Source organism: Variovorax sp. PDC80 (genome assembly GCF_900115375.1).
Taxonomy (GTDB): Bacteria; Pseudomonadota; Gammaproteobacteria; order Burkholderiales; family Burkholderiaceae_C; genus Variovorax.
Window position 1 is genome coordinate 1 of the sequence record NZ_FOWG01000018.1, and the last position, 22,147, is coordinate 22,147.

Annotated in this window: 21 protein-coding genes; 9 read left to right on the top strand and 12 right to left on the bottom strand. The window is 71.4% G+C overall.

All coding sequences use genetic code 11. The features are described 5' to 3' along the window. Positions 1–252: 252 nt before the first annotated feature. Both BM109_RS36150 and BM109_RS36155 read right to left on the bottom strand, forming a co-directional pair. Positions 253–1,095, bottom strand: a complete 843-nt coding sequence (locus tag BM109_RS36150; RefSeq protein ID WP_093354129.1) for an ABC transporter permease — start codon at positions 1,093–1,095, stop codon at positions 253–255. 53 nt (positions 1,096–1,148) lie between these two features. Further along, a complete protein-coding gene (locus BM109_RS36155) occupies positions 1,149–2,123 on the bottom strand; it encodes an ATP-binding cassette domain-containing protein (RefSeq protein WP_093354132.1) in 975 nt (324 codons plus the stop codon). A 244-nt stretch (positions 2,124–2,367) separates the two neighbouring features. Between BM109_RS36155 and BM109_RS36160 the strand changes: the two genes are divergently transcribed. Together BM109_RS36160 and BM109_RS36165 are read left to right on the top strand one after the other, a co-directional pair. After that, positions 2,368–3,243, top strand: coding sequence for a hypothetical protein (locus BM109_RS36160; protein ID WP_093354134.1), 876 nt, complete (start codon positions 2,368–2,370; stop codon positions 3,241–3,243). Continuing rightward, positions 3,240–3,914, top strand: coding sequence for a hypothetical protein (locus tag BM109_RS36165; RefSeq protein ID WP_093354137.1), 675 nt, complete (start codon positions 3,240–3,242; stop codon positions 3,912–3,914). Before BM109_RS36160 ends, BM109_RS36165 begins: the two co-directional genes overlap by 4 nt. A 12-nt stretch (positions 3,915–3,926) precedes the next feature. Here the strand turns inward: BM109_RS36165 and BM109_RS36170 are convergent, their stop codons facing one another. Then, a complete protein-coding gene (locus BM109_RS36170; protein WP_093354140.1) occupies positions 3,927–4,817 on the bottom strand; it encodes a LysR family transcriptional regulator in 891 nt (296 codons plus the stop codon). A gap of 120 nt (positions 4,818–4,937) precedes the next feature. Here BM109_RS36170 and BM109_RS36175 point away from each other — a divergent pair, with 120 nt between their 5' ends. Both BM109_RS36175 and BM109_RS36180 read left to right on the top strand, forming a co-directional pair. Then, positions 4,938–5,585, top strand: a complete 648-nt coding sequence (locus BM109_RS36175; RefSeq protein WP_093354142.1) for a glutathione S-transferase family protein — start codon at positions 4,938–4,940, stop codon at positions 5,583–5,585. Between the two features lie 40 nt (positions 5,586–5,625). After that, the gene (locus BM109_RS36180; RefSeq protein ID WP_093354145.1) at positions 5,626–6,606 is read left to right on the top strand and encodes a pyridoxamine 5'-phosphate oxidase family protein; all 981 of its coding nucleotides are present in this window, start codon (positions 5,626–5,628) and stop codon (positions 6,604–6,606) included. A 16-nt stretch (positions 6,607–6,622) separates the two neighbouring features. Here BM109_RS36180 and BM109_RS36185 read toward each other — a convergent pair whose 3' ends face one another. Then, on the bottom strand, positions 6,623–7,780 hold the full coding sequence (locus BM109_RS36185; protein ID WP_093354451.1) for a cytochrome P450: 1,158 nt from the start codon (positions 7,778–7,780) through the stop codon (positions 6,623–6,625). 112 nt (positions 7,781–7,892) lie between these two features. Between BM109_RS36185 and BM109_RS36190 the strand changes: the two genes are divergently transcribed. Continuing rightward, positions 7,893–8,594, top strand: a complete 702-nt coding sequence (locus BM109_RS36190) for an ArsR/SmtB family transcription factor (RefSeq protein WP_093354147.1) — start codon at positions 7,893–7,895, stop codon at positions 8,592–8,594. Between the two features lie 24 nt (positions 8,595–8,618). Here the strand turns inward: BM109_RS36190 and BM109_RS36195 are convergent, their stop codons facing one another. From BM109_RS36195 to BM109_RS36225, 7 genes are all read right to left on the bottom strand, one after another. Next, positions 8,619–9,611 (bottom strand): Bug family tripartite tricarboxylate transporter substrate binding protein, encoded by a 993-nt coding sequence (locus BM109_RS36195; protein ID WP_093354150.1) that lies wholly within the window; start codon positions 9,609–9,611, stop codon positions 8,619–8,621. A 147-nt stretch (positions 9,612–9,758) separates the two neighbouring features. Continuing rightward, complete coding sequence (locus BM109_RS36200; protein ID WP_093354454.1) at positions 9,759–11,276, bottom strand: AMP nucleosidase; 1,518 nt, start codon at positions 11,274–11,276, stop codon at positions 9,759–9,761. 59 nt (positions 11,277–11,335) lie between these two features. Continuing rightward, complete coding sequence (locus BM109_RS36205; RefSeq protein ID WP_093354152.1) at positions 11,336–11,887, bottom strand: TIGR00725 family protein; 552 nt, start codon at positions 11,885–11,887, stop codon at positions 11,336–11,338. Next, positions 11,835–12,659: an ABC transporter permease gene (locus BM109_RS36210; RefSeq protein WP_093354155.1), complete on the bottom strand. Its 825-nt coding sequence runs from the start codon at positions 12,657–12,659 to the stop codon at positions 11,835–11,837. Before BM109_RS36210 ends, BM109_RS36205 begins: the two co-directional genes overlap by 53 nt. A gap of 10 nt (positions 12,660–12,669) precedes the next feature. Then, positions 12,670–13,746: an extracellular solute-binding protein gene (locus BM109_RS36215; protein ID WP_093354157.1), complete on the bottom strand. Its 1,077-nt coding sequence runs from the start codon at positions 13,744–13,746 to the stop codon at positions 12,670–12,672. 28 nt (positions 13,747–13,774) lie between these two features. Continuing rightward, a complete protein-coding gene (locus tag BM109_RS36220) occupies positions 13,775–14,803 on the bottom strand; it encodes an ABC transporter ATP-binding protein (RefSeq protein WP_093354160.1) in 1,029 nt (342 codons plus the stop codon). Continuing rightward, complete coding sequence (locus BM109_RS36225; RefSeq protein ID WP_093354162.1) at positions 14,800–15,576, bottom strand: ABC transporter permease; 777 nt, start codon at positions 15,574–15,576, stop codon at positions 14,800–14,802. Before BM109_RS36225 ends, BM109_RS36220 begins: the two co-directional genes overlap by 4 nt. A 184-nt stretch (positions 15,577–15,760) precedes the next feature. Here BM109_RS36225 and BM109_RS36230 point away from each other — a divergent pair, with 184 nt between their 5' ends. Further along, complete coding sequence (locus BM109_RS36230) at positions 15,761–16,675, top strand: LysR substrate-binding domain-containing protein (protein WP_057592576.1); 915 nt, start codon at positions 15,761–15,763, stop codon at positions 16,673–16,675. Positions 16,676–16,730: 55 nt separating this feature from the next. Then, positions 16,731–17,633, top strand: a complete 903-nt coding sequence (locus BM109_RS36235) for a ketopantoate reductase family protein (protein WP_093354165.1) — start codon at positions 16,731–16,733, stop codon at positions 17,631–17,633. A gap of 8 nt (positions 17,634–17,641) precedes the next feature. Here the strand turns inward: BM109_RS36235 and gorA are convergent, their stop codons facing one another. Continuing rightward, positions 17,642–19,003, bottom strand: a complete 1,362-nt coding sequence (gorA, locus tag BM109_RS36240; RefSeq protein WP_093354167.1) for a glutathione-disulfide reductase — start codon at positions 19,001–19,003, stop codon at positions 17,642–17,644. Positions 19,004–19,156: 153 nt separating this feature from the next. On the opposite strand from gorA, the gene BM109_RS36245 reads away from it, so the two are divergent. Beyond that, positions 19,157–21,193 (top strand): PEP/pyruvate-binding domain-containing protein, encoded by a 2,037-nt coding sequence (locus BM109_RS36245; RefSeq protein WP_093354170.1) that lies wholly within the window; start codon positions 19,157–19,159, stop codon positions 21,191–21,193. A gap of 16 nt (positions 21,194–21,209) precedes the next feature. Continuing rightward, on the top strand, positions 21,210–22,103 hold the full coding sequence (locus BM109_RS36250) for a LysR family transcriptional regulator (RefSeq protein ID WP_093354172.1): 894 nt from the start codon (positions 21,210–21,212) through the stop codon (positions 22,101–22,103). The last annotated feature ends 44 nt before the right edge of the window (positions 22,104–22,147 follow it).

Below are 22,147 nucleotides of genomic sequence, written 5' to 3' on the forward strand. Positions count from 1 at the left end.
TCTGGCTGTGCCGAGGAGCGCAGGGGAAAGCGGGATAAGGGCCGCAGCTGTCTGAGCGCAACGAAGTGGAGCGAGTTCTGCGGACCCCCGCTTTCCCCGAGCACCGCAGGTTGCCCGTAGCGAAGCGAAGGGACACAGACAGCGGGGTCGCCTTTCTTTGCTTACTTTCTTTGGCGAGACAAAGAAAGTAAGTCGCCCGCCGGGGCGAGACCCGGCCTACGGCCTAAACAAAAAGTGCGCCCTAAAAAAACATCAAGCCCTGAACCGATTCCGAGTCAAAGCCAACGCCACCCAAAACGCCACCCCCGCATACACAACCAGCACACAAGCATGCCGACCCCACCCAACAGGCCACTGATCCATGAACAAAGGCCGAACCAACGCCACAGCATTAGCCAACGGCAACCACCCCGCCACCACCTGCACAGCCCCAGGCAATTGCTCAAGCGGAAAGAACACCCCACTCAAGAACATCATCGGCGTCATGAACAAGGTGAAGTAGTACGTGAAGAAGTCATACCCCTTCGCCATCGCATTGAAGATCAGCGCGATCGATGAAAACGTGACCCCCGCCCCAGCCAACACCAGCCAGGCCACGAACAGCTTCGGACTGTGACTGATCCCCAGCCCCAGCATCACGAACAGGATCGCCGTCACCGTGAAGATCGACTTGAACGCCGCCCACAGCATCTCCGCCAGCACGATGTCGTCCAGCCCCACCGGCGCGTTCATGATCCCGTCCCAGGTCTTCTGCACGTGCATGCGCGAGAAGGCCGAATACAGCGCCTCGAACGAGGCCGCGTTCATCGCGCTCATGCAGATCGAGCCGCTCGCCAGGAACAGGATGTAGGGCACCTTCGTCTCGCCCACGCTCACCTGTCCCACCAGCGCGCCCATGCCGTAGCCGAAGGCCACGAGCCAGATCAGCGGCTCGGCGATGTTGCCGATCAGGCTCGGGATCGCGAGCTTGCGCCACACCAGCAGGTTGCGCAGGAACACGGACCACCAGCGCATCGACAGCTGCGGCGGCCGCCACGCGGAAGGCGAGTGTGGCGAAGAAGAGGAGGGCTCGGTGGCGAGGGTCGGGGTGGTCATGCGATCGGTGTGTCTCTGGGTTGTCGTTCTGCGGCGTGCACGAGGCGAGGCCCTCAGCCGTCCTCGCGAATCTGCCGCCCCGTGAGCTTGAGGAACAGATCCTCGAGGTTCGCGGGCCGGTGGAAGGTGCGCAGGCCCGGGTGCTGCGACAGCGCCTCGAGCAGGCGGCGCGCGTCCTGCGTGTAGAAGAACACCGTCTCGCCGCTGACCTCCACGCGCGCGGCCAGGGCGCGCAGTGCGTCGACGTTCGCCAGCGCGAGTGCGCCGTTGCCGTAGACCTCGACCACGTCGGGCTCGAGGTGCTCGGCGATCAGGTCGCGCGGGCGGCCCTCGGCGATCTTGCGGCCGTGGTCGAGCACCAGCAGGCGCGAGCACAGGCGCTCGGCCTCGTCCATGAAGTGGGTGGTCAGCAGGATCGACTTGCCCTGCTGCAGCAGCACCTGCAGGCGCTCCCACATCAGGTGGCGCGCCTGCGGGTCGAGGCCGGTGGTGGGTTCGTCGAGCAGCAGCAGCTTGGGGTCGTTGACCAGCGCGCGCGCCAGCGAGAGCCGGCGCCGCATGCCGCCCGAGAGCTCGCCGGGCTTGGCATCGGCCTTGTGCGAGAGCGCCGCGAACTCGAGCAACTGCGGCACGCGCTCGCGCACCTGCTTCTTCGCGAAGCCGAAGTAGCGGCCGTAGACCACGAGGTTCTCGGCGCAGCTGAAGTCGGGGTCGAGGGTGTCGAACTGCGACACCACGCCGAGCTGCGCCTTGATCGCGAGCGCGTCGCGCGGCATCTGCAGGCCCAGCGCCTCGATGCTGCCGCCGTCGGGCGCGGTGAGGCCCAGGCACATGCGGATGGTGGTGGTCTTGCCGGCGCCGTTCGGGCCGATCACGCCCAGGCATTCGCCGGGCGCGATGTCGAACGAGAGATCGTCGACCACCGTGGTGTCGCCGTAGCGCTTGCGCAGGTTCGCCACGCGAAAGAGCGGCGCGGCGGGCGCGGCGGCCGGCGAGGGAGGGGAGGCAGCTTGGGAGGAGGAGTACACGGGCGGGACCAGAAAGAGAAAGACAGGGAGGACCGCGGAACGCGACGATTCTGACGCAGGCCCGCGCGCGGCGCCGTCCGTCGGGGGACCAGGGTTCACCGCGAGCCCATGGCGCGCGCGAGCGAGACACAATCGCGGCTTCGCCGGCCCTGGCCGCAGTCCCCCCCACGCATCCTTTCGTCCGACCTTCCATGCAGACAAGCCACAGGCCGTGCACTTCCTTCTTCTTCCGGGTCCGCGGCCGATGACGGCAGCGACCGCGTCGCGGCCCTGGCGCGCGCTGCTGCTCGTGCTGTGCAGCGCGCTGCTCGCGGCCTGCGCGCCCTTCCATCGTTCGATCGGCGCGGCGGAGCGCGCGAAGCTGCCCGAGGTCGACGTGCGCGTGGTGGTCGCGCAGGAGAGCTTCATGTTCTCGGCCCAGCCTCCCGGCGCGGCCGCGGCGCTCGGCGGCGGCATGATCGGCGCGCTGATCGACTCTTCGGTGCAGCAGGCGCGGCAGAAGGAGATGAGCGCCGAGGTCGGCGCCACGGTCGGGCCGCTGCTCGACTACGACTACCGCACCGAGGCCGGCATCGCACTCGGCGAGATCGGTGCCACCGGCCTCTCTCCGCCGCTGCGCATCGCCTCGGCGCAGGTGCTGCCCGCGATGCCGCCCAAGGCGCAGCACGAGGCGCGCATCGCGGCCACGCGCAACGGGCCCGCCTATCTCGTGCTGCTGCTGCAGTACGCGCTCGAACCGGGGCTCGGCGCCTTCACCACGCGCACCACCGCGCTGCTGTGGCAGGACGGCGGCAGCGAGCCGGTCTACCGCGCGGGCGCGATCTACCAGTCGCCGATCGGCGGCGGCACGCGGCCCACGGTGGTGCGGCGGCTGGTCGCCAACGATGGGCAGGCGCTGCGCGCCGTGATGCGCGACTCGGTGATGCAGACGATGCGCCTGTTCGCGCTCGACATCGCGGGCGCGCGCTCGGGGCCGGTGAAGACCGGGCGCTTCAACGTCAACGGCACCTGGGTCGTGATCGGTGGCCAGGGCATCGAGGACACGCAGGCCGGTCCGCCGCGCGTGCTGTTCCGCGACGAGGACAAGGCGCTGTATTCGATCCGGAGCACCGTGCCATGACGCGCCTTCGCTTCCATCGCGCCGCCGCGCTCGTGCTGCTGGCCGGCGCGCTGACGCCGTTGGCGCACGCGGTCGACGAGAACGAGCCGCTCAGCATGGTCTTCGAGTCCTCGCCCGAGCCCGGGCAGCGGCCCGACGAGGCACCGGTGCCGGCGTTCCGCATCGCGCAGCGCTGCACCTTGTTCCTCGCGCGCGTCGACGACATCCGTCGCAACAAGAGCCACATGGGCAACCTCACGCGCATGCTGCCGACGGTGCATGCCACGCCGCGCCGCGTGGAGTCGCTGCGCGGCGGCGATGCCGTGCCCTGGGTGCGCGACGCGCTGCTGGCCACGCGCCGCTACGGCTTCGACACGCTCGCGGCCGCGCCGCCGGCCGCGGGCCTGGCGCGCCGCCAGCTCGGCGCCGAGGTCTCGCTGCGGCTCGCGCATGCCTGGTCGGTCGACCTCAACCTGGTCTCGCACGTGGCGATCAAGGTCGACTACCGGCTGCCGGGCGGCGCCACCGTCTCGCGCCAGTACCACGGCATGGGCACGCGCGCCAACTGGGCCAGCGCCAACGGCGAGTTCATGGCGGTGCTGAACCTCGGCCTCGAGGAAGCGGTGCGCGGCATGGTCAACGACGCCGAGCGGCTGTGCGACGGCCGGCCGCTGCCGCCCGAGGCGCCCTGAGCCCGGCACCAGCTACATCCGCAGCCCGGTGAACTCGTCCTTCATCCAGTCGATGAAGGCGCGCGTGCGCGCCGGCAGCAGCCGCGCGTTCGGATAGATCACGCTGACCGGCCGCGGCGGCGGCTCGAAGTCCTCGAGCACCAGCGCGAGCCGGCCCTGCGCCACCAGCGGCAGCACCTGGTAGGAGAAGAAGGTGCCGAAGCCCATGCCCGCGGCGCAGGCCTCGACGGCCGGCGCGAGGTGGTTGAACTCCAGCCGCGTGACGGTCGCGACATGGATCGTGCGGCTGCCTTCGTGGAAGCTCCATTGCGCGGGCGCATCGAGCCGGCCGCGCACCGCGGGCGCGCCGGCCAGGTCGCGCGGGTGGCGCGGCGTGCCGTGGCGCTTCAGGTAGGCGGGGCTCACGGCCACCACGCGGCGGATGCTGCCGAGCGTCTGCGCGACCAGCGAGGAGTCTTCCAGGCTGCCGATGCGGATGCCCACGTCGATGCCTTCCTCGAGCAGGTTCACCGTGCGGTCGTAGAGCAGCACGCTGCAGCGCACGCGTTCGTGGCGCTGCATGAAGCGCGTGATCGCGGGCGCCACGTACATGTGGCCGAACAGCACCGGCGCGGTGATCGTGAGCCGGCCCTCGGGCTCGCGCGCCTCGGCCTGCAGCGCGAGGTCGGCGGCGTCGGCCGCCAGCAGCACCTCGCGCGCAGCGGGCAGGTAGTGGCTGCCTTCCTCGGTCAGCGACAGCCGCCGCGTGGTGCGGTGGAACAGCCGCACGCCCAGGTGCGCCTCGAGCGCGGCGAGCGCGCGCACCACCGCGGGCAGCGAGGTGCCGAGCGCCTCGGCGGCGCGGGTCAGGCTGCCCTGGTCGGCAATCTGCACGAAGGTCTGCATGGCCTTGAAGCGATCCATCGGGCGATTAGAGCGGATTCATCCGAAAAACGCAGCAGTCAAATCCGATGACGTGTATTCCTTCGATCGACGCAAGAGAGAAGAATCCATTCCGACGCCATCACTTCGAGGATTCCGACCATGACCGCTTCGCGCCAACCGGCCCAGTTCATCAAGCTCTACGGCACGCCGATCTCGGGCCACGTGCACCGCGTGCGCCTGTTCCTGTCGCTGCTGGGCCTGCCCTTCGAGGCGATCGAGATCGACATGCGCGCCCGCGCCAACCGCACGCCCGAGTTCCTGGCGCGCAATGCCTTCGGCCAGGTGCCGGTGATCGAGGACGGCGAACTCACGCTCGCCGATTCGAACGCGATCCTGGTCTACCTCAACGAGCGCTATGCGGCCGACCCCGGCCGCTGGATGCCGCGCGATGCCTTCGGCGCGGCGCAGGTGCAGCGCTGGTTCTCGGTGGCCGCGGGCCAGCTCGCCTTCGGGCCGGCGGCCGCGCGCGTGTTCGCGCTGTTCGGCCGGCCCGACGATCCGAGCGAGGTGCGCAAGCGCGCCCATGCGCTGTTCGAGGTGATGGAGCAGCACCTCGCGGCCCAGCCCTTCCTGGTGGGTGAGTCGGCCACGCTGGCCGACATCGCGAACTACGCCTACGTGGCCCATGCGCCCGAGGGCGGCGTGTCGCTCGATCCCTATCCCCACGTGCGGCAATGGCTCGCGCGCGTCGAGGCGCTGCCGGGCTTCGTGCCGATGGTGCGCTCGCCCGTCGCGCTTGCCGCCTGATCGCGTCCATCCTCACTGAAGAAACTCGCGGAGGTCCGCCATGATCGATGTTCCCTTCCACGCCGGCGAACGCGCGATGCAGCTGCAGGCCGGCTCGCGCGAGGTGATGGCCGCGGCCGGCTCGCGCGTGATCCGCGACTTCATGCCCGACCAGCACCGCGACTTCTTCGCGCTGCTGCCCTTCCTGGTCACCGGCAGCATCGACGCGCAGGGCCAGCCCTGGGCCAGCATGCTGGCCGCGCCGGCCGGCTTCGCGCATTCGCCCGACCCGACGCACCTGCGCATCGATGCGCTGCCCGCTGCCGGCGATCCGCTCGCGGCCTCGCTGCGCGACGGCGCGACGCTCGGGCTGCTCGGCATCCAGCCGCACACGCGGCGGCGCAACCGCATGAATGGCACGGTCGAGGCGCTCGATGCGGCGGGCTTCACGCTCGAGGTGCAGCAGAGCTTCGGCAACTGCCCGAAGTACATCCAGGCGCGCGAACCGGCCTACCAGCCGCCGGCCTCGGCGCCCGCGGCGGCGCAATGGCTCGATGGCCTCGACGACGCGGCGCGCGCGCTGATCCGGCGCGCCGACACGCTGTTCATCGCCAGCGCCCATCTCGCGAGCGCGGCCATCGAGGGCGACGAGGTCGATGCCAGCGCGCGCGGCGTCGACGTCTCGCACCGCGGCGGCCGGCCCGGCTTCGTGCGCGTGGACGACGTCGGCGGCGGCGTGCTGACGGTGCCCGACTTCACGGGCAACCGCTTCTTCAACACCTTCGGCAACCTGCTGGCCTATCCGCGCGCGGGCCTGCTGTTCGTCGACTTCGACAGCGGCGAGATGCTGCATGTCGCGGCCACGGCCGAGATCGTGATCGACGGGCCCGAGCTCGCGTCCTTCGAGGGCGCCGAGCGGCTGCTGCGGCTGCGCGTGCAGCAGGTGCTGCGCCGGCCCGGCGCGCTGCCGCTGCGCTGGGGCGCGGCGCAGCTGTCGCCGTTCCTGGAGCGCATGGGGCAGTGGGCCGAGGCAACGGCCTGAGTACCGGGCGCCGTGTTCAGTCGAACTGCGGAATGCGCCCGTTGACCGAGGGCCGATAGCGCCAGCCGCGCTCGAGCAGCCGCTCGACCTCGGCGCGGCGCTCGCGCAGCAGGACCTCGAGCCCGGCCGCCGCGAGCGTGCAGGCCAGCGCCTGCCCCGGGCACGCATGCAGGCCATGACCGAAACCCAGCATGCGGCGCCGCGCGCGCAGCGGCTGGAAGCGATCGGGCTCGGGATTGAAGGCCGGGTCGCGGTTCGCCGCCGCCAGCACCAGCAGCACCGCATCGCCCGCGGCCAGCGTCGTGCCCGCGATGTCGACCGGCTCGGCCACGAAGCGCCGCGTGTTGTGCACGGAAGGGTCGTGGCGTGCGGTCTCCTGCACCACCATCTGTAAGCCGTCGCGCGTGGCCGCTGCCTCGCGCGCGGCCGGTTCGCGCCGCCAGGCGATCAGGCCGTTGCCGAGCAGGCCGGCCGTGGCATCGCAGGTCTGCGACAGCAGGCCGACGAGGTTCGCGAGCAGCGCGCGCGAGGGCGGCGTGCCCGCGGGCTCGGCCTCGCGCACCGCCGCGAGCAGCGTGCCGCGCGCGGCCGGTGCGTCGGCCACCAGGGCTTCGAAGCGCGTCATCAGCGCGGCCGCCGCAACGCTCGCCGCACGCAGCTGCGCTTCGCTCGACAGCGGCGACAGGCAGGCCACGAAGTCGCGCATCCAGCCATCGACCCGCAGCAGCGCCGCATCGCCGAAGCCCAGCAGCCGCGCCACCGCGCGCAGCGGGATCGAGAACAGCGCGTCCGACAACGGCAGCGCGCGCGTGCCCGTGGCCGCTTCGAGCGCGGTGGCATGCGCGCCCTGCAGGTCGAGGCCCGCGAGCGCGCGCTGCAGCGCGGGCCGGTGCGCCTGGTGCGCCGCGCCTTCGTTCATGCGCACCAGGTGGCCGAAGACCTCGCCCGCGGGCTGGCCGACGATGGCGCGCGGCACCGGCTCGGCGGCCGGGCGCACGCGCAGCGCGCCGTGGGCCTGCAGCAGCGTCTCGATGACCTCGGCGCGGCTCGCGACCCACAGGCGCGGCGTGGCGTTCCAGGCCAGCGGCGGGCCGTCGCGCAGGGTGGCGTAGTAGGGGTAGGGATCGGGATGCACGACGGCCGCGACTGGGTCGGTTGGGTCGGTTTGGGCCATCGTCTCGAGGGTGGGGTGCGGCGTGCTCATGGCCGAAGTCTGCGCCGCGCGTGTCCGCCACACTTCGCTCGCGGCCGAAGTGTGGGATGGCATGGCGCCTTAGGATCGCCGCATGAACACCGCCGCCTCCGCGAACCCGGACCTCCAGCTCGCCCGCCTCGCCGGCGCCATCGCCGAGCCCGCGCGCGCCCGCATGCTCAGCTGCCTGATGGACGGCCATGCGCGCACCGCCACCGAGCTCGCGACCGTGGCCGAGGTCGCGCCCTCGACCGCGAGCGCGCACCTCGCGCGGCTCAGGGAGGAGCGGCTGGTCGCGCTGCTGGTGCAGGGCAAGCACCGCTACTTCCGGCTCGCCGACGACGACGTGGCGGCCGCGCTTGAAGGCCTGATGGTGGTGGCCGGCGCGCCGCGCGTGGCCGGGTTCAAGCCCAGCACCCCGAGCCGGCTGCGCAGCGCGCGCACCTGCTACGACCACATGGCCGGCACGGCGGGCGTCGCGCTGCACGACCGGCTGCATGCGCAGGGCTGGCTCAGCGGCCTCGCGAGCGGCTCCTACGAACTCACGGCCGAGGGCGCGGTCGCGCTCGAGAGCCTGGGCGTGGAGGTCGATGCGGTGCGGCGTTCGCGCCGCCGCTTCGCCTGCGCCTGCCTCGACTGGAGCGAGCGCCGCCCGCACCTGGGCGGCGCGCTCGGCGCCGCCTGGCTGCAGCTTTCGCTGAAGCGCGGCTGGGTGCGCCAGGAGCTCGACGGCCGCGCGCTGGCGCTCACGCCGAAGGCCGTGCGCGAGATGCCCGAGCTGTTCGCGGGCGCCTGACCGCGCCTCGAATCGAGCTTCGAATCAGGCCTTGAGCTTGAGCAGGTAGATCAGCGGGCCCGCCATCGCGGTGTCGAGCTCGAGGAAGCCCTCGAAGTCCTTGCCCGCCATCCAGTAGGCGTCCCAGTTGTTCTTCCTGATGGTCTTCTGCCAGAGGTCGGCCACGGTCGCGCGGCGCACCGCCTCGAGCAGCACGGCGCGCCGCTCGGGCGCCACCTTCCTGCCGGTGAGCACGCCGCGCCAGTTGGCGAGGTCGGCGTCCACGCCCTGTTCGCGCACCGAGGGGATGCCGAGGAAGGGCCGCTTGGCCGACACGCCGATGGCGCGCAGCTTGCCGCTCGCGAGGGCCTCGCTGAATTCGCTGTAGCCCGAGATGCCGGCCGCCGACTTGCCCGACTCGAGCGACTCCACCACCTGCGCGCCGCCCGGGTGCGGCTGATAGACCAGCGCCGCGGTGTTCCCCGCCACGCGCGCGAGCATGCCGGCGTACATGTGGTCCACGCCGCCGGCCGAACCGCCGGCGATCACCGTCTTGGCGGCGTCGGCGCGCAGCTGGGCGATCAGGTCCTTGGGCGTTTTGATCGGCGAATCGGCGCGCACCGCGACCACCTCGTAGTCGCTGGTGAGGCGCGCCACCGGTGCCACCTGGGCCAGCGTCACGGCCGGCTTCTGCAGCGCCACCGCGCCGACCATCACCATGCCGCTCATCAGGATCGCGTCGGGGTCGGCGTCGTACTTCTCGACGTACCTGGCCAGGCCGATGGTGCCGCCCTTGCCGCCGATGTTCTCGTAGACCACGTCGCCCACCGCGCCCGAGGCCAGCATCGCGGCGCCGAGCGCGCGGCCGGTCTGGTCCCAGCCGCCGCCCTCGTTGGCGGGGATCACGATGCGCAGCTTCGCGGTCAGCTGCGGTTCGGCCGCGCGCACGGCCCCCGTTCCCAGCACGGCCATCGCGCCCAGCCAGGCATGGAAGCGCCGGCGTCCGGGCGAAGGCGGCAGGGCGGTCGGGTGCGGCATGTTTGTTTCCGATTGTCTAAAAAGGTAAACAAATGATGACGCACAGCGCTTGTCGTGTCGGTGACAGGCACCCAGGGGAAAACCCGGGGAATGGGCCTCCAGTCCTGCCAAATGCGGAACTAAGTCACGCTTTTGGCGGGCCAGGCCTTACTGGAACGCCACTTCCGCGAAGCTGCGCAGCTTGCGGCTGTGCAGCCGGGTCGAGCCTTCCTGGCGCAGGATCTCGATCGCCCGCATGCCGATGCGCAGGTGCTGCTCCACGCGCTCGCGGTAGAAGTGGTTGGCCATGCCGGGCAGCTTGATCTCGCCGTGCAGCGGCTTGTCGCTGACGCACAGCAGGGTGCCGTAGGGCACGCGGAAGCGGAAGCCGTTGGCCGCGATGGTCGCGCTCTCCATGTCGAGCGCCACCGCGCGGCTCTGGCTGAAGCGGCGCTGCGGCTGGTTGCCGGGCAGCAGCTCCCAGTTGCGGTTGTCGGTGCTCGCCACCGTGCCGGTGCGCATGATCTTCTTGAGCTCGGGCCCCTCGCACTTCGTGACGTCGGCCACCGCCTGCTCGAGCGCGAGCTGGATCTCCGACAGCGCCGGGATCGGCACCCACAGCGGCAGCTCCTCGTCGAGCACGTGGTCCTCGCGCACGTAGGCATGGGCCAGCACGTAGTCGCCGAGCTGCTGCGTGTTGCGCAGGCCTGCGCAGTGGCCCAGCATCATCCAGGCATGCGGGCGCAGCACCGCGATGTGGTCGGTGATGGTCTTGGCATTGGCCGGGCCGACGCCGATGTTGACCATGGTGATGCCGCTGTAGTCCTCGCGCACCAGATGGTAGGCCGGCATCTGCGGCAGCCGCGGCGGCGCCGTGCCCTGGCTGCCGTCGAGCAGGTGGCCGAAGGTGGCGCTGGCGCCGGCCGAGAGCCCGCGCCGGCGCGTCACCACGTTGCCGGGCTCGATGAAGGCGATGTACTCGCTGTTCTCGTCGGCCATCGCCTCGTGGCCCAGGCGCACGAACTCGTCGATGTAGAACTGGTAGTTGGTGAACAGCACGAAGTTCTGGAACCAGTCGGGCAGGGTGCCCGTGTAGTGGCGCAGCCGGTGCAGCGAGTAGTCGACGCGCGCGCCGGTGAACAGCGCCAGCGGCTGCGCCTCGCCGGGCAGCGCCTCGAAGGTGCCGTTGGCGATGCCGTCGTCCATCGCGCCCAGGTCGGGCAGGTCGAACACGTCGCGCATCAGCGCGCGCCGCTCGGGGCTCATCGTGCCCTCGATGTGGTCGTTCTCGGCGAACGAGAAATGGATCGGGATCGGCTGCGTGCTGGTGCCCACCTCGAGCTCGACCTGGTGGTTCTCGAGCAGCAGCCGGAACTGGTCGAGGTAGTAGCGCGCATAGAGATCGGGCCGCGTCAGCGTGGTCTCGTAGCGTCCCGGTCCGGCCACGAAGCCGTAGCTCAGGCCGGCATTGGCCGGCGGCGTGTGGCGCGCCACCGTGTGGGTGTGGACCCGCACGAAGGGATAGCAGGCGCGCACGCGGCCCGGCAGCTCGTCGCCGTCCACGAAGCGCAGCATCGATTCGCGCAGATGGGCGAGTCCGCCCTGGTAGATGGCCTTCACCTGGTCGAGCGCGGCGGCGGCGTCGGTGAAGCGGGCGGGTGCGACGAAGGGGGGCATGTAGGGCATGGCGGCATTGTGCAATGCCGTCGTGACCGCTTTCGGAACGCTTCCGGCCGGCTCGCCCTTCAGGCCAGCAGGCAGCCCAGCACCTTCGCGAGCATGTCGTCCGCATCCGTCGCGGGCACCGCGCCCGGCAGCTCGACGTCGCCGTGCATCACGAACACCGGCTTGCCCCACTTGAGGCCCATCGCCATTTCCGACAGCGTGCCCATGTTGCCGCCGATGGCGACCAGGCACAGGCCGCTGCGCGCGACGATGCCGTTGCGCAGCTCGCCCATGCCGGTGGGGATGGCGACGCTGAGCCATTCGTTGGCGTTGCGGTCGTCGTCCTCGGGCAGGATGCCCACGGCGATGCCGCCGGCCTCGGCGGCGCCGCGCGAGGCCGCGGCCATCACGCCGCCGCGCCCGCCGCACACCACCGCCATGCCCGCGCCGGCCAGCGCATGCGCCACCGCATAGGCGGCCTCGCACTCGGCGGGCCCGCCATCGCCCGGGCCGATGATGGCCACCGGCTGGCGATGGCGATCGGGGCCGCGCTGCCTCTGCGCGAGGCGCGCGAGCGCCTCAATGACCGGCGCCGACCACTGCACCGCGTTCACGCCTTTGCGCAAGCACATCGCCCACTCCCATCACGATCACACACACCACCATCAGCACCAGCGACAGGGCCGCCGCCACCGCGAAATCGGAACCGCCGTCGCCCACCTGCGCCAGCAGCATCAGCGGCAGGATGTTGAGCTGCGTGCCCACCAGCGCCAGCGCCGTGCCGTAGGTGCCCATCGCGATCGCGGCCACCATGCAGGCGTTCGACAGCACCGAGGGCGCGACCTCGGGCAGCACCGTGTCCCAGAAGGCGCGTGCGCGCGAGGCGCCGAGCGTGCGCGCGGCCTGCGCCGGGCGCGGGTCGAGGTTGGCGAACACCGGGTACAGCGACAGCGCCACGCGCGGGATCAGGTAGTAGGCATAGGCGAAGCCCAGGCCCGACACGCTGTAGATCCAGCTGCCGAGCACGGCAGGATCGGCGCCGAGCCCGGCCATGAGCTGGGTCACGAAGCCCGCGCGGCCGAAGGCCAGGATGAAGCCGTAGGCGATCACCAGCCCCGAGAAGGCCAGCGGCAGGCCCAGCAGGGTCATCAGCCACTGGCGCCGCGCGGCCGGCTGGCGCGCGAGCTCGATCGCGATGCAGGTGCCGACCAGCGCCGACACCGCGCCCGCCGCCAGCCCGAGCGCCAGCGTGTTGCGCAGCGCGCCGAAGAACAGCGGGTTGCCGACCAGCCGGCCGAAGGCGCTGCCGCGCTCGGCGAAGGCCTCGGGCAGCAGCGCCGCCAGCGGCACCGCGAAGAACAGCGCCATGAAGGCCCAGGCGGGCCAGGCACCGAAGCGTCTCATCACGAAGTGCCTACTTCCCCAGCGCGGCCTGGGCCCAGAGCTTGTCGAGCTCGGCCTTGCGCTCCGAGGCCTTCACCACGTCGAGCGGCTTGATCTGCGGCGCGGCCGGCATCTTGGCCGCGACGTCGGCGGACAGCGGCGTGCCCGGCACCGCGGGCCGCACGAAGCCCTGCGCGAACAGCGACTGGCCGGCCTCGCTCATGATGAAGTTGAGCCACAGCTTGCCGGCGTTCGGGTTCGGGCCGTTCTTCACCAGGCTGATCGCATAGGGCGCGGCCACGCTGGCCTCCTTCGGGATCACGACCTCGACCGCGTCGCCCATGCCGTCGACATGCTTGGCCTTGAGGCCGTCGTTCTCGTAGCTGATCCACACCGGGATCTCGCCCTTGAGGAACTTGGCGTAAGGCGTGGTGCCTTCCACGCGCAGCACGTTGCCGGCCGCATGCAGCTTGCCGAGGTAGTCGGTGCCGGGCTGCACGTTGTCGACGCCGCCGCCGTTGGCATAGGCCGCGGCGAAGGTCAGCACCTGGCCGATGCCGGTGGAGCGCGGGTCGAGGTAGACCACCGTGCTCTTGAACTCGGGCTTGAGCAGGTCGGCCCAGCCGGTGGGCACGTTCTTCACCAGCTTCCTGTTCACGAGGAACGCGATGTTGAGCGTGTGGATGGTGAACCAGCGGCCCTCGGCCTCGCGGAACACGGCCGGCAGCTTGTCGAAGTTGACGGGCTTGAACGGTGCGACCACGTCCTTCTTCGCGGCATCGACGGCCGAGGCCGCGAAGTAGTAGGCGGTGTCGGCCTGCGGGCGGCGTTTCGTTTTTTCCAGCGCGACCACGGTGGCGGCCGAGCCGATGTCGTTGTAGGTCAGCTCGATCTCGGGATAGCGCTTCTTGAAGTCGCGGAACAGCGACTTCCAGTTGGCCCATTCGGGGCCGGTGTCGAAGGAGACGCACAGGCCTTCCTTCTGCGCCTCGGCGTAGAGCGCCTTCTCGCCCGCGTAGAGCTCGGGGCCGTCGAAGGCGAAGGCGGTGCGCGCGAGCGCCAGCACGGGCAGGGCGCCGGCGGCCTGGATCAGATGTCTGCGTTGCATGGGAGTGGCTCCTTGGGAGGAAGGGATGTCAGTGGTCGAGCAGGCGGAGGTGTTCGGGCGCGATCGCGATGGCCTCCGTGGCCGGCCGCGCCGATTCGGCGAGAAAGGGTCTGGCCGCGCCCGGCACCTCGAAGTCGTAGCGCGTCAGCGAGCCCAGGTAGCGCTGCGCGCCGCAGCGGCCCGCGATGCGGTTCGGCGTGCCGGGCGCGGGATCGGGCGCGATGTGCTCGGGCCGCACCAGCACGTGCAGCGCGGTGCCGGGCGCGCGCATGCCGGTCGGCGCCGCGAGCTGGGCGAAGCCCAGGTCGAGCTTGTTGAGGCCCGCCACCCTGGCCGGCAGGATCGTCGAGAGCCCGACGAACTCGGCCACCGCGCGGCTCGCGGGCTGCTCGTAGATCTCGCGCGGCGTGGCGATCTGCAGCAGCCGGCCGTCCTTGAGCATCGCCACGCGGTCGGCCATGGCGAGCGCCTCTTCCTGGTCGTGCGTGACCAGCAAGGTGGTGGCGCCGAAGCGCTGCTGGATCGCGCGGATCTGGTCGCGCAGGTGGCCGCGCACGCCGGCATCGAGCGCCGACAGCGGCTCGTCGAGCAGCAGCGCGCGCGGGTCGATCGCGAGCGCGCGCGCCAGCGCCACGCGCTGCTGCTGCCCGCCCGAGAGCTGCGCGACGGCGCGCTGCGCGTACTCGCCCAGGCCCACGGTGTCGAGCAGCGCCTGCGCGCGCTGGCGGCGCTCGGCGGTCGCCACCTTGCGCAGCTTGAGGCCGTAGGCCACGTTGTCGAGCACGCTCAGGTGCGGGAACAGCGCATAGCTCTGGAACACCATGCCGATGTGGCGCCGGTGCACCGGCGTGCGCGACATGTCCTCGCCGTCGAGCGCGATGCGGCCCGTGTGGCCGGTCTCGAGGCCCGACACCAGCTTGAGCAGGGTCGACTTGCCCGAGCCGCTGGGCCCGATCACCGCGACCAGCTCGCCGGTGCGCACGTCGAGCGAGACCTCGTGCAGCCCGTGCGTGCTGCCGGGGTAGTTGTAGCTGACCGTGTCGAGGAGGAGGCTCATGGCGTGGGGGCGCGTTGCTTCACCAGGGAGGAGGAAAGAAGCGCCGACGCGCTCGCCAGCACCAGGAGGATGACCGTGGCCGCGCAGGCGAAGCCCGTGGCGCCGTAGAAGGCCTGCAGCAGCACCACCGGGTAGGTGCGGTTCTGGAAGCTGGTGAGCAGGTTCGACACGCCGAACTCGCCGACCGAGATCGCCGCCACCATCACCAGCCCGCTGATCAGGCTCTGGCGCAGGCTCGGCAGCACGATGCCGCTGAACTGCTGCCAGCCCGAGGCGCCGAGCGTGGCCGCGGCCTGCTCGAGCCGGTCCAGGTCGAGGTGGCGCAGGTCGGTCAGCAGCGTGTTCGTGAGGTAGGGCAGCGTGAGGATCGCGTGCGCCGCGATCAGAAGCGGCATCGAGCCCAGCCAGGGCGCGAGGTCGGTGTTGAACACGATCATGTAGCCGAAGGCCAGCGTGATCGCCGGCACCGCCACCGGCGTGGCGCTCACGATGCGCGCCGCCAGGCTGCCGCCGCGGCGCGCGCCGTGGTACAGCGCATAGGCCAGCGGCAGCGCCAGCACGGTGTTGATCGCGCAGGCCGAGAGCGCCACCACCAGGCTGCTCACGAAGGCCTTGCGAAACGAGGTGTCGAGCCAGAGGTCGACATACCACTGCCCGGTCAGGCCCGTGGGCAGCAGCGTGTTGGTCCAGTTGCCGCCCACGCTGCCGACCAGCAGCAGGGCGATGGGCAGCAGCAGGTACAGGCCGTAGAGGAGCGAGATGCCGCGAACCAAGGGTTGTCTCCGTGTCACGCGCGGCCGGCATACTTTCCGGATGCGCTACTGTCTGCGTCGGGTCTTCCGCCGCATCGGCCTGAATTCTAGGAAGCGACTTGGTATTCATGGGTGAAAGTTGGATGACGACACTTGAGCTGTTGGCAACTGTTTTTCACCGAACTTTCATCAACCGGAGCCATGCATGAAGCGCGACTGCCCCACCATCCAGGAGCTGCTGGCCTTCGACGCGGTGGCGCGCCACGAGAGCCTGACGCTCGCGGCCGGCGCCCTGTGCATCACAGTGAGCGCGGTCAGCAAGCAGATCGCGGGGCTCGAGGCCTTCCTCGGCCGTGCCCTGCTGCAGAAGAACGGGCGCGGCGTGCAGCTCACGCCGCAGGGCCGCGTCTACTGGCAGAAGATCGCCGGCGGCCTGCGCGCGATCGAGACCGCCACCTTCGAGGCGCGCTCGGGCGATGCCGGCGCCGGCCTGCTCACGCTCGCGAGCGTGCCCACCTTCCTCACCAAGTGGCTGATCCCGCGGCTGCCGGCCTTCAGCCAGAAGAGCCGCCACGTCATGCTGAGCTTCAGCCGCCATCTCGAGCCCAGCGACGGCATCCCGGCCGGGGTCGACGCGGCGATCCGCTACGGCCCCGACGGCTGGCCCGGCGTGGTGTCCGAATACATCGCGGGCCGCGAGTTCGTGCTGATCGTGGCGCGCTCGCTGGTCGAGGGGCGGCACCGCATCGCGCAGCCGGCCGACATCCTCGGCCACACGCTGCTGCACCACGAGGGCGCGCCCACCGCGTGGCGCCAGTGGGCCGCGCAGCACGGCGTGCCCGAGGTGCAGACCGTGGCCGGCCCGCGCTTCGCGCAGTACTCGGCGCTGATCCAGGCCGCGCTCAACGGCCTGGGCATCGGCCTGGTGCCGAAGCTGCTGGTGCAGGAGGAGTTCGCCGAGGGCTCGCTGCTCAGTCCCTGCGGCACGCCGGTCGGCGTGAACCAGGGCCACTACCTCTGCTACCGGCCCGACCGGCTCGACCTGCCGGCCTTCGCGGCCTTTCGCGCCTGGCTGCTCGACGAAGGCCAGAAGTCGCGCGGCGTGGAGGCCGAGGCATGAAAGCGCGCGAGTGGTTACGCTCGCCATCCCTCATCACGACAAGGACGATGCATCGATGAAAGTCGCAGTCATGGGCGCCGGCGCGGTCGGCTGCTATTACGGCGCCATGCTGGCGCGCGCGGGCCACGAGGTGGTGCTGATCGGCCGGCCCGCGCACGTGGAGGCCGTCCGGGCCCGCGGCCTGCGCCTCGAGGCCCAGAGCTTCGACGAACACGTGCCCATGGCCGCGAGCACCGAGCCCGACGCCGTGCGGGGCGCCGACCTCGTGCTGTTCTGCGTCAAGTCGACCGACACCGAGGCCGCGGCCGCGCAGATCGCGCCGCATCTCGCGCCCGGCGCGCTGGTGCTCACGCTGCAGAACGGCGTGGACAACGACGAGCGCGCGCGTTCCGTGCTGCGATCCCACGAGGTGGCCGCGGCCGTGGTCTATGTCGCGACCGGCATGGCGGGCCCGGGCCACGTCAAGCACAACGGCCGCGGCGAACTCGTGATCGCGCCCTCGGCCCGCGGCGAGGAAGTGGCGCAGGCGCTGCGCGCGGCCGGCGTGCCGACGGAGATATCCGGCAACGTGCGCGGCGCGCTGTGGGCCAAGCTGGTGCTCAACTGCGCCTACAACGCGCTGTCGGCGATCACGCAGCTGCCCTACGGCGTGCTGGTGCGCAACGAGGGCGTGCCCGGCGTGCTGCGCGACGTGGTGGCCGAGTGCCTCGCGGTCGCGCGGGCCGAGGGCGTGACGATCCCGGGCGACATCGATGCCGCGGTGGCGGGCATCGCGCGCACCATGCCCGCGCAGTTCTCCTCCACCGCGCAGGACCTCGCGCGCGGCAAGCGCAGCGAGATCGACCATCTCAACGGTTTCGTGCTGCGCCGCGGCGAGGTGCTGGGCGTGCCGGTGCCGGCCAACCGGCTGCTGTGGACGCTGGTGCGGCTGCTCGAGGACAAGCCGACGCAGGCCTGAACCGGGCCTCAGCCCGGCATCGGCTCGCGCATCGTCACGAACTCCTCGGCCGCGGTCGGGTGGATGCCCACCGTGCTGTCGAACATCGCCTTGGTCGCGCCCGCGCGCATCGCGACCGCGAAGCCCTGCACCACCTCGCCCGCGTCGGCGCCCACCATGTGCAGGCCCACCACGCGGTCGCTCTTCGTGTCGACCACCAGCTTCATGAAGGTGCGCTCGCTGCGGCCCGAGAGCGTGTGGCGCAGCGACTTGAACTCGCTCGAGAACACCGTGACCTGGCCGAACTTCGCGCGCGCGTCGAGCTCGCCGTAGCCGCAGGTGCCGATGTTCGGGTGCGTGAACACGGCCGTGGGAATGAACTCGTAGTCGAGCCGGCGCTTGCCCTTGCCGAACAGTTCGTCGACCACCACCATCGCCTCGGCCAGCGCCACCGGCGTGAGCTGCACGCGCGTGGAGACGTCGCCCACGGCATAGATCGAAGGCACCGAGCTGCGGTAGTGCGCATCGACCGCGATCGCGCCGCGCTCGTCGAGCGCCACGCCCGCGGCCTCGAGGCCCAGGCCCTGCGTGTTGGGCACGCGGCCGGTGGCGAACAGCACCGTGTCGGCCTCGATCTGCTGGCCGCGCGCGAGCGTGGCCACCAGGCCGTCGGCGGTGCGCGTGACCGAGGCCACCTCGCAGTTCAGGCGCACGTCGACGCCGGCCTTGCCCATCTCGTTGGCGAGGAACTGCCGCACGTCGTCGTCGAAGCCGGTCAAGAGGTGCGCGCGGCGGTGCAGCAGCGTGACCTTCGCGTCGAGCCCGTTGAAGATCGAGGCGAACTCGCAGGCGATGTAGCCGCCGCCCACCACCAGCAGGCGGCGCGGGAACGGGTCGAGGTCGAACATCGCATCGGAGGTCACGATGTGCTCGCGGCCCGGGATCTCGGGCACGAAGGGCGTGCCGCCGGTGGCCACCAGCAGGTGGCGCGCGGTGTAGCGCTTGCCGTCGACCTCCACCGTGTGCGCATCGGCGAGCTGGGCCCAGCCCGTGACCAGCGTGACGCCCGAGTTCTTGAGCAGCGAGGCATAGATGCCGTTGAGCCGCGAGATCTCCTTGGCGCGTTGCGACTTCAGGTGCGACCAGTCGAACACCGGTTCGCCGGGCAACTGCCAGCCGTAGCCTGCCGCTTCCTCGAAGGACTCGGCATAGCCGGCCGCGTAGCTGTAGAGCTTCTTGGGGATGCAGCCGACGTTGACGCAGGTGCCGCCGAGCTCGGCGGCCTCGGCCAGGCCGACGCGGGCACCGGTCTGCGCGGCCATGCGCGCGGCGCGCACGCCGCCGCTGCCGCCGCCGATGACGAAGAGATCGAAGTCGTAAGGGGTGGACATGGAAGAAAGGCGCTCCTTTGCGAGCGCACTGTAGCCCGCGCCGATGACCGCTGCCGGGCACGGGGCTTGGAACGGGTTCCGAGGAGCTGCGCGTGTCGGCGGCAGCCGAGCGAGAATCCGCGCTCGTCGGCAACGAAGGACAGAGACAAGCGCATGAAGAACGACCCCAGGCACCTTCCACGCGGCGCGGTTGCGCGCCGGCTTGCGCTGCTCGTGTCGTGCCTGTCGGTTCTCGCGCCCCTGTCCGCCGATGCGCAGCTCGCGCGCAAGCCCTCGTTCTATGACGCGCAAAAGCGCGATGAGGCGCCGGCCTTGCCCGTGCGCCCCGCCGGCGGCGCCTCGTCGCTGCCCGCGCTCGCCAGCCGCGCCGACTTCGACGCGCTCGCGCGCACCTACGACGCCGGCACGCCGATGGCGCTGCCGCATGTGCTGTTCGTGATCGACCGGCGCGCGAAGCCGGCGCCGCGCATCTACTACCTCGACACGCCGCGCTGGCAGCTCCATGTGCGCTTCGTGCGCGACAACGGCCTGGCGCCCCACGCGGGCAAGCGCGAGATCGACCGCAACTACCTCGTGCCCGACCGCCGCTTCCTGTTCGGCACGCTGAGCTGGCAGCAGAACGTCGCGGGCTTCGGCTACGAATTCTGGGAAGGCGACCGCCTCACCGCGCCGCTGCTGCGCGAGGCCGACCGCGCGGTGAAGGCCAGCTTCTTCGCGCCCGTGAAGTTCAAGACCAACGCCACGCTGCACGAGCGCGTGGCACGCGAGGCCGGCGTCGACTTCGTGACGCAGGAGGCGCTGATCCGCGAGCAGCCCTACCTGCCGATGAACCTCGGCACGGCCAGCGGCCGGGTGCGCATCGTCGAGGACGAGGGCGCCGTCAACGCGCTGCTGCCCGAGGACATCGCGGTGCTGCGCCAGGTGCCGATCGCGCTGCCGCCGGTGGCGGGCGTGCTGACCGAGCGGCCGTCCACGGCGCTGTCGCACGTCAACTTGCTGGCCAAGGGCTGGGGCATTCCCAATGCCTACGTGCGCGACGCGGCCGAGGCGCTGCGCGCGCATGCGGGCCAGTGGGTGGCGCTCAAGGTCGCGGCCTCGGGCTACCAGGTGCGCCCGCTCACGCCCGAGGAGATCGCGGCGCTGCCCACGCGCGCCGCGCGCACCGCCGCCATGGGCCGCGGTGCCGCCGCGCCGGGCGGCGCCGCGGCCGTGCGGCCCGACCTGCGCGAGGCGCGGCTGCTGCCGCTGGCTTCGCTGCGCGCTCGCAGCAGCGCGCAGTGCGGCGTGAAGGCGGCCAACCTCGGCGCGTTGCAGGCCGCGCGCATCCCGTCGACCAGCGTGCCCGACGGCTTCTGCATTCCGTTCGCGCACTACGACCGCTTCATGCGCGCCAACGGCCTGGCCGAGCGCATCGCGCGCATGCAGCAGGCGCCGGGCTTCGCGGCCGATCCGCTGGTGCGCCAGCGCGCGCTCGAGGCGCTGCGCGCCGAGATCGTGCAGTGGCCGGTCGATCCCGCCACCGCGGCCGCGTGGCGCGCGGCCTGGCAGTCGCAGCTCGGCGGCGGCGGCGTGTTCGTGCGCAGCTCGTCCAACTCCGAGGACCTGCCGGGCTTCAGCGGCGCCGGCCTCTACACCACCGTGCCCAACGTGAAGAGCGGCGACGCGCTCGAGCTCGCGGTGAAGAAGGTCTGGGCCTCGGTCTTCAATGCCGAGGCCTGGGAGGCGCGCGGCGCCGCGGGCTTCGGCGCCGAGTCGGTGCTGATGGGCGTGTTCGTGCAGACCGCGATCGACGCCACCAGCGCGGGCGTGATGATCACGCGCGACCCCTTCGACGCCGGCCATCCGCACGTCACCTACATCTCGGCCAAGCGCGGCATCGGCATCCGCGTGGTCGAGGGCCGGCGCGTGGCCGAGCAGCTCATGTACTCGAGCTGGTCGAAGGCGATCCAGGTGCTGAGCCGCTCGGCCGAGGACAGCGCGCTGCAGCTCGACAAGGACGGCGGCGTGAAGGAAGTGCCGCTGGAGGCCGGCCGCAGCGTGCTGACCGACGAACTCGTGGTGCGGCTCGCGAACGTGGGTGCGGCGGTCAAGCGCGGCTTCGGTGGCGTCGACCAGGACATCGAATGGGCCACCGTGGGCGAGCGCATCGTGCTGCTGCAGGCGCGGCCGTACGTCGAGCGCCGCCGCTGAAGCAGGGACCGGCGCCATGAACCTGCACCGCCTCGACCTGGTCTCGCTGTCGCTGTTCAACCTGGTGGTGCGCACCGGCAGCATCAGCAAGGGCGCCGAGCTCGCGCACCTCGCGGTGGGCGCGGCCAGCAAGCGCATCTCCGACCTCGAGGCGGCCGTGGGCACGCCGCTGCTCGAGCGCCATTCGCGCGGCGTCACGCTCACGGTGGCGGGCGATGCGCTGCACCGCCATGCGCAGCGCATCCTCGACGACGTCGACCAGCTCGCGGCCGACCTGTCCGACTACGCCTCGGGCGTGCTCGGCGTGGTGCGGCTGTGGGTCAACACCTCGGCCGTCACGCAGTTCCTGCCGCGCGGGCTGTCGGGCTTCGTGGCCGCCAATCCCGGCATCCGCATCGAGCTCGAGGAACGCAACAGCAGCGAGATCGTGCTCGCGGTGCTCGACGGCCGCGCCGACGCGGGCATCTTCGCGGAAGGCACGCCGAGCCTCGGGCTGCACCTCGTCAACTACCGCATCGACCGGCTGGTGATGGTGGTGCCGCGCGGCCATCCGCTCGCGCGCCGGCGCAGCGTGCGGCTCGAGGAAGCGACCGAGTACGACTTCGTGAGCCTGCCGGCCGAGACCTCGCTCGCGCAGCGGCTGCAGGCCGCGGCCGAGGCGCTGGGCCGGCGGCTGCGGCTGCGCATCCAGGTGCGCAGCTTCGATGCCGTGTGCCAGATGGTGGCCGCCGGCATGGGCGTGGCCGTGCTGCCGCACGCGGCGATCCAGCCGCACCTGCGCTCGATGGGCCTGCGCGAGATCGCGCTCGACGACGCCTGGGCCGAGCGCCGGCTGCTGATCGGCCTGCGCGACGCCGGCGTGGTGCCGCGCCACGTGCGCACCCTGATCGACCACCTCTGCCAGGGTTAACCCTCAGGCGCTTTCGCGTTCCGCGAAAGCTGCGTGCGCGCCTT

Coding starts and splice junctions, on each gene's coding strand:
- BM109_RS36150 (WP_093354129.1), bottom strand. CDS start 1,095: ATGACCACCCCGACCCTCGCCACCGAGCCCTCCTCTTCTTCGCCACAC.
- BM109_RS36160 (WP_093354134.1), top strand. CDS start 2,368: ATGACGGCAGCGACCGCGTCGCGGCCCTGGCGCGCGCTGCTGCTCGTG.
- BM109_RS36165 (WP_093354137.1), top strand. CDS start 3,240: ATGACGCGCCTTCGCTTCCATCGCGCCGCCGCGCTCGTGCTGCTGGCC.
- BM109_RS36170 (WP_093354140.1), bottom strand. CDS start 4,817: ATGGATCGCTTCAAGGCCATGCAGACCTTCGTGCAGATTGCCGACCAG.
- BM109_RS36175 (WP_093354142.1), top strand. CDS start 4,938: ATGACCGCTTCGCGCCAACCGGCCCAGTTCATCAAGCTCTACGGCACG.
- BM109_RS36180 (WP_093354145.1), top strand. CDS start 5,626: ATGATCGATGTTCCCTTCCACGCCGGCGAACGCGCGATGCAGCTGCAG.
- BM109_RS36185 (WP_093354451.1), bottom strand. CDS start 7,780: ATGGCCCAAACCGACCCAACCGACCCAGTCGCGGCCGTCGTGCATCCC.
- BM109_RS36190 (WP_093354147.1), top strand. CDS start 7,893: ATGAACACCGCCGCCTCCGCGAACCCGGACCTCCAGCTCGCCCGCCTC.
- BM109_RS36195 (WP_093354150.1), bottom strand. CDS start 9,611: ATGCCGCACCCGACCGCCCTGCCGCCTTCGCCCGGACGCCGGCGCTTC.
- BM109_RS36200 (WP_093354454.1), bottom strand. CDS start 11,276: ATGCCCTACATGCCCCCCTTCGTCGCACCCGCCCGCTTCACCGACGCC.
- BM109_RS36205 (WP_093354152.1), bottom strand. CDS start 11,887: ATGTGCTTGCGCAAAGGCGTGAACGCGGTGCAGTGGTCGGCGCCGGTC.
- BM109_RS36210 (WP_093354155.1), bottom strand. CDS start 12,659: ATGAGACGCTTCGGTGCCTGGCCCGCCTGGGCCTTCATGGCGCTGTTC.
- BM109_RS36215 (WP_093354157.1), bottom strand. CDS start 13,746: ATGCAACGCAGACATCTGATCCAGGCCGCCGGCGCCCTGCCCGTGCTG.
- BM109_RS36220 (WP_093354160.1), bottom strand. CDS start 14,803: ATGAGCCTCCTCCTCGACACGGTCAGCTACAACTACCCCGGCAGCACG.
- BM109_RS36230 (WP_057592576.1), top strand. CDS start 15,761: ATGAAGCGCGACTGCCCCACCATCCAGGAGCTGCTGGCCTTCGACGCG.
- BM109_RS36235 (WP_093354165.1), top strand. CDS start 16,731: ATGAAAGTCGCAGTCATGGGCGCCGGCGCGGTCGGCTGCTATTACGGC.
- gorA (WP_093354167.1), bottom strand. CDS start 19,003: ATGTCCACCCCTTACGACTTCGATCTCTTCGTCATCGGCGGCGGCAGC.
- BM109_RS36245 (WP_093354170.1), top strand. CDS start 19,157: ATGAAGAACGACCCCAGGCACCTTCCACGCGGCGCGGTTGCGCGCCGG.
- BM109_RS36250 (WP_093354172.1), top strand. CDS start 21,210: ATGAACCTGCACCGCCTCGACCTGGTCTCGCTGTCGCTGTTCAACCTG.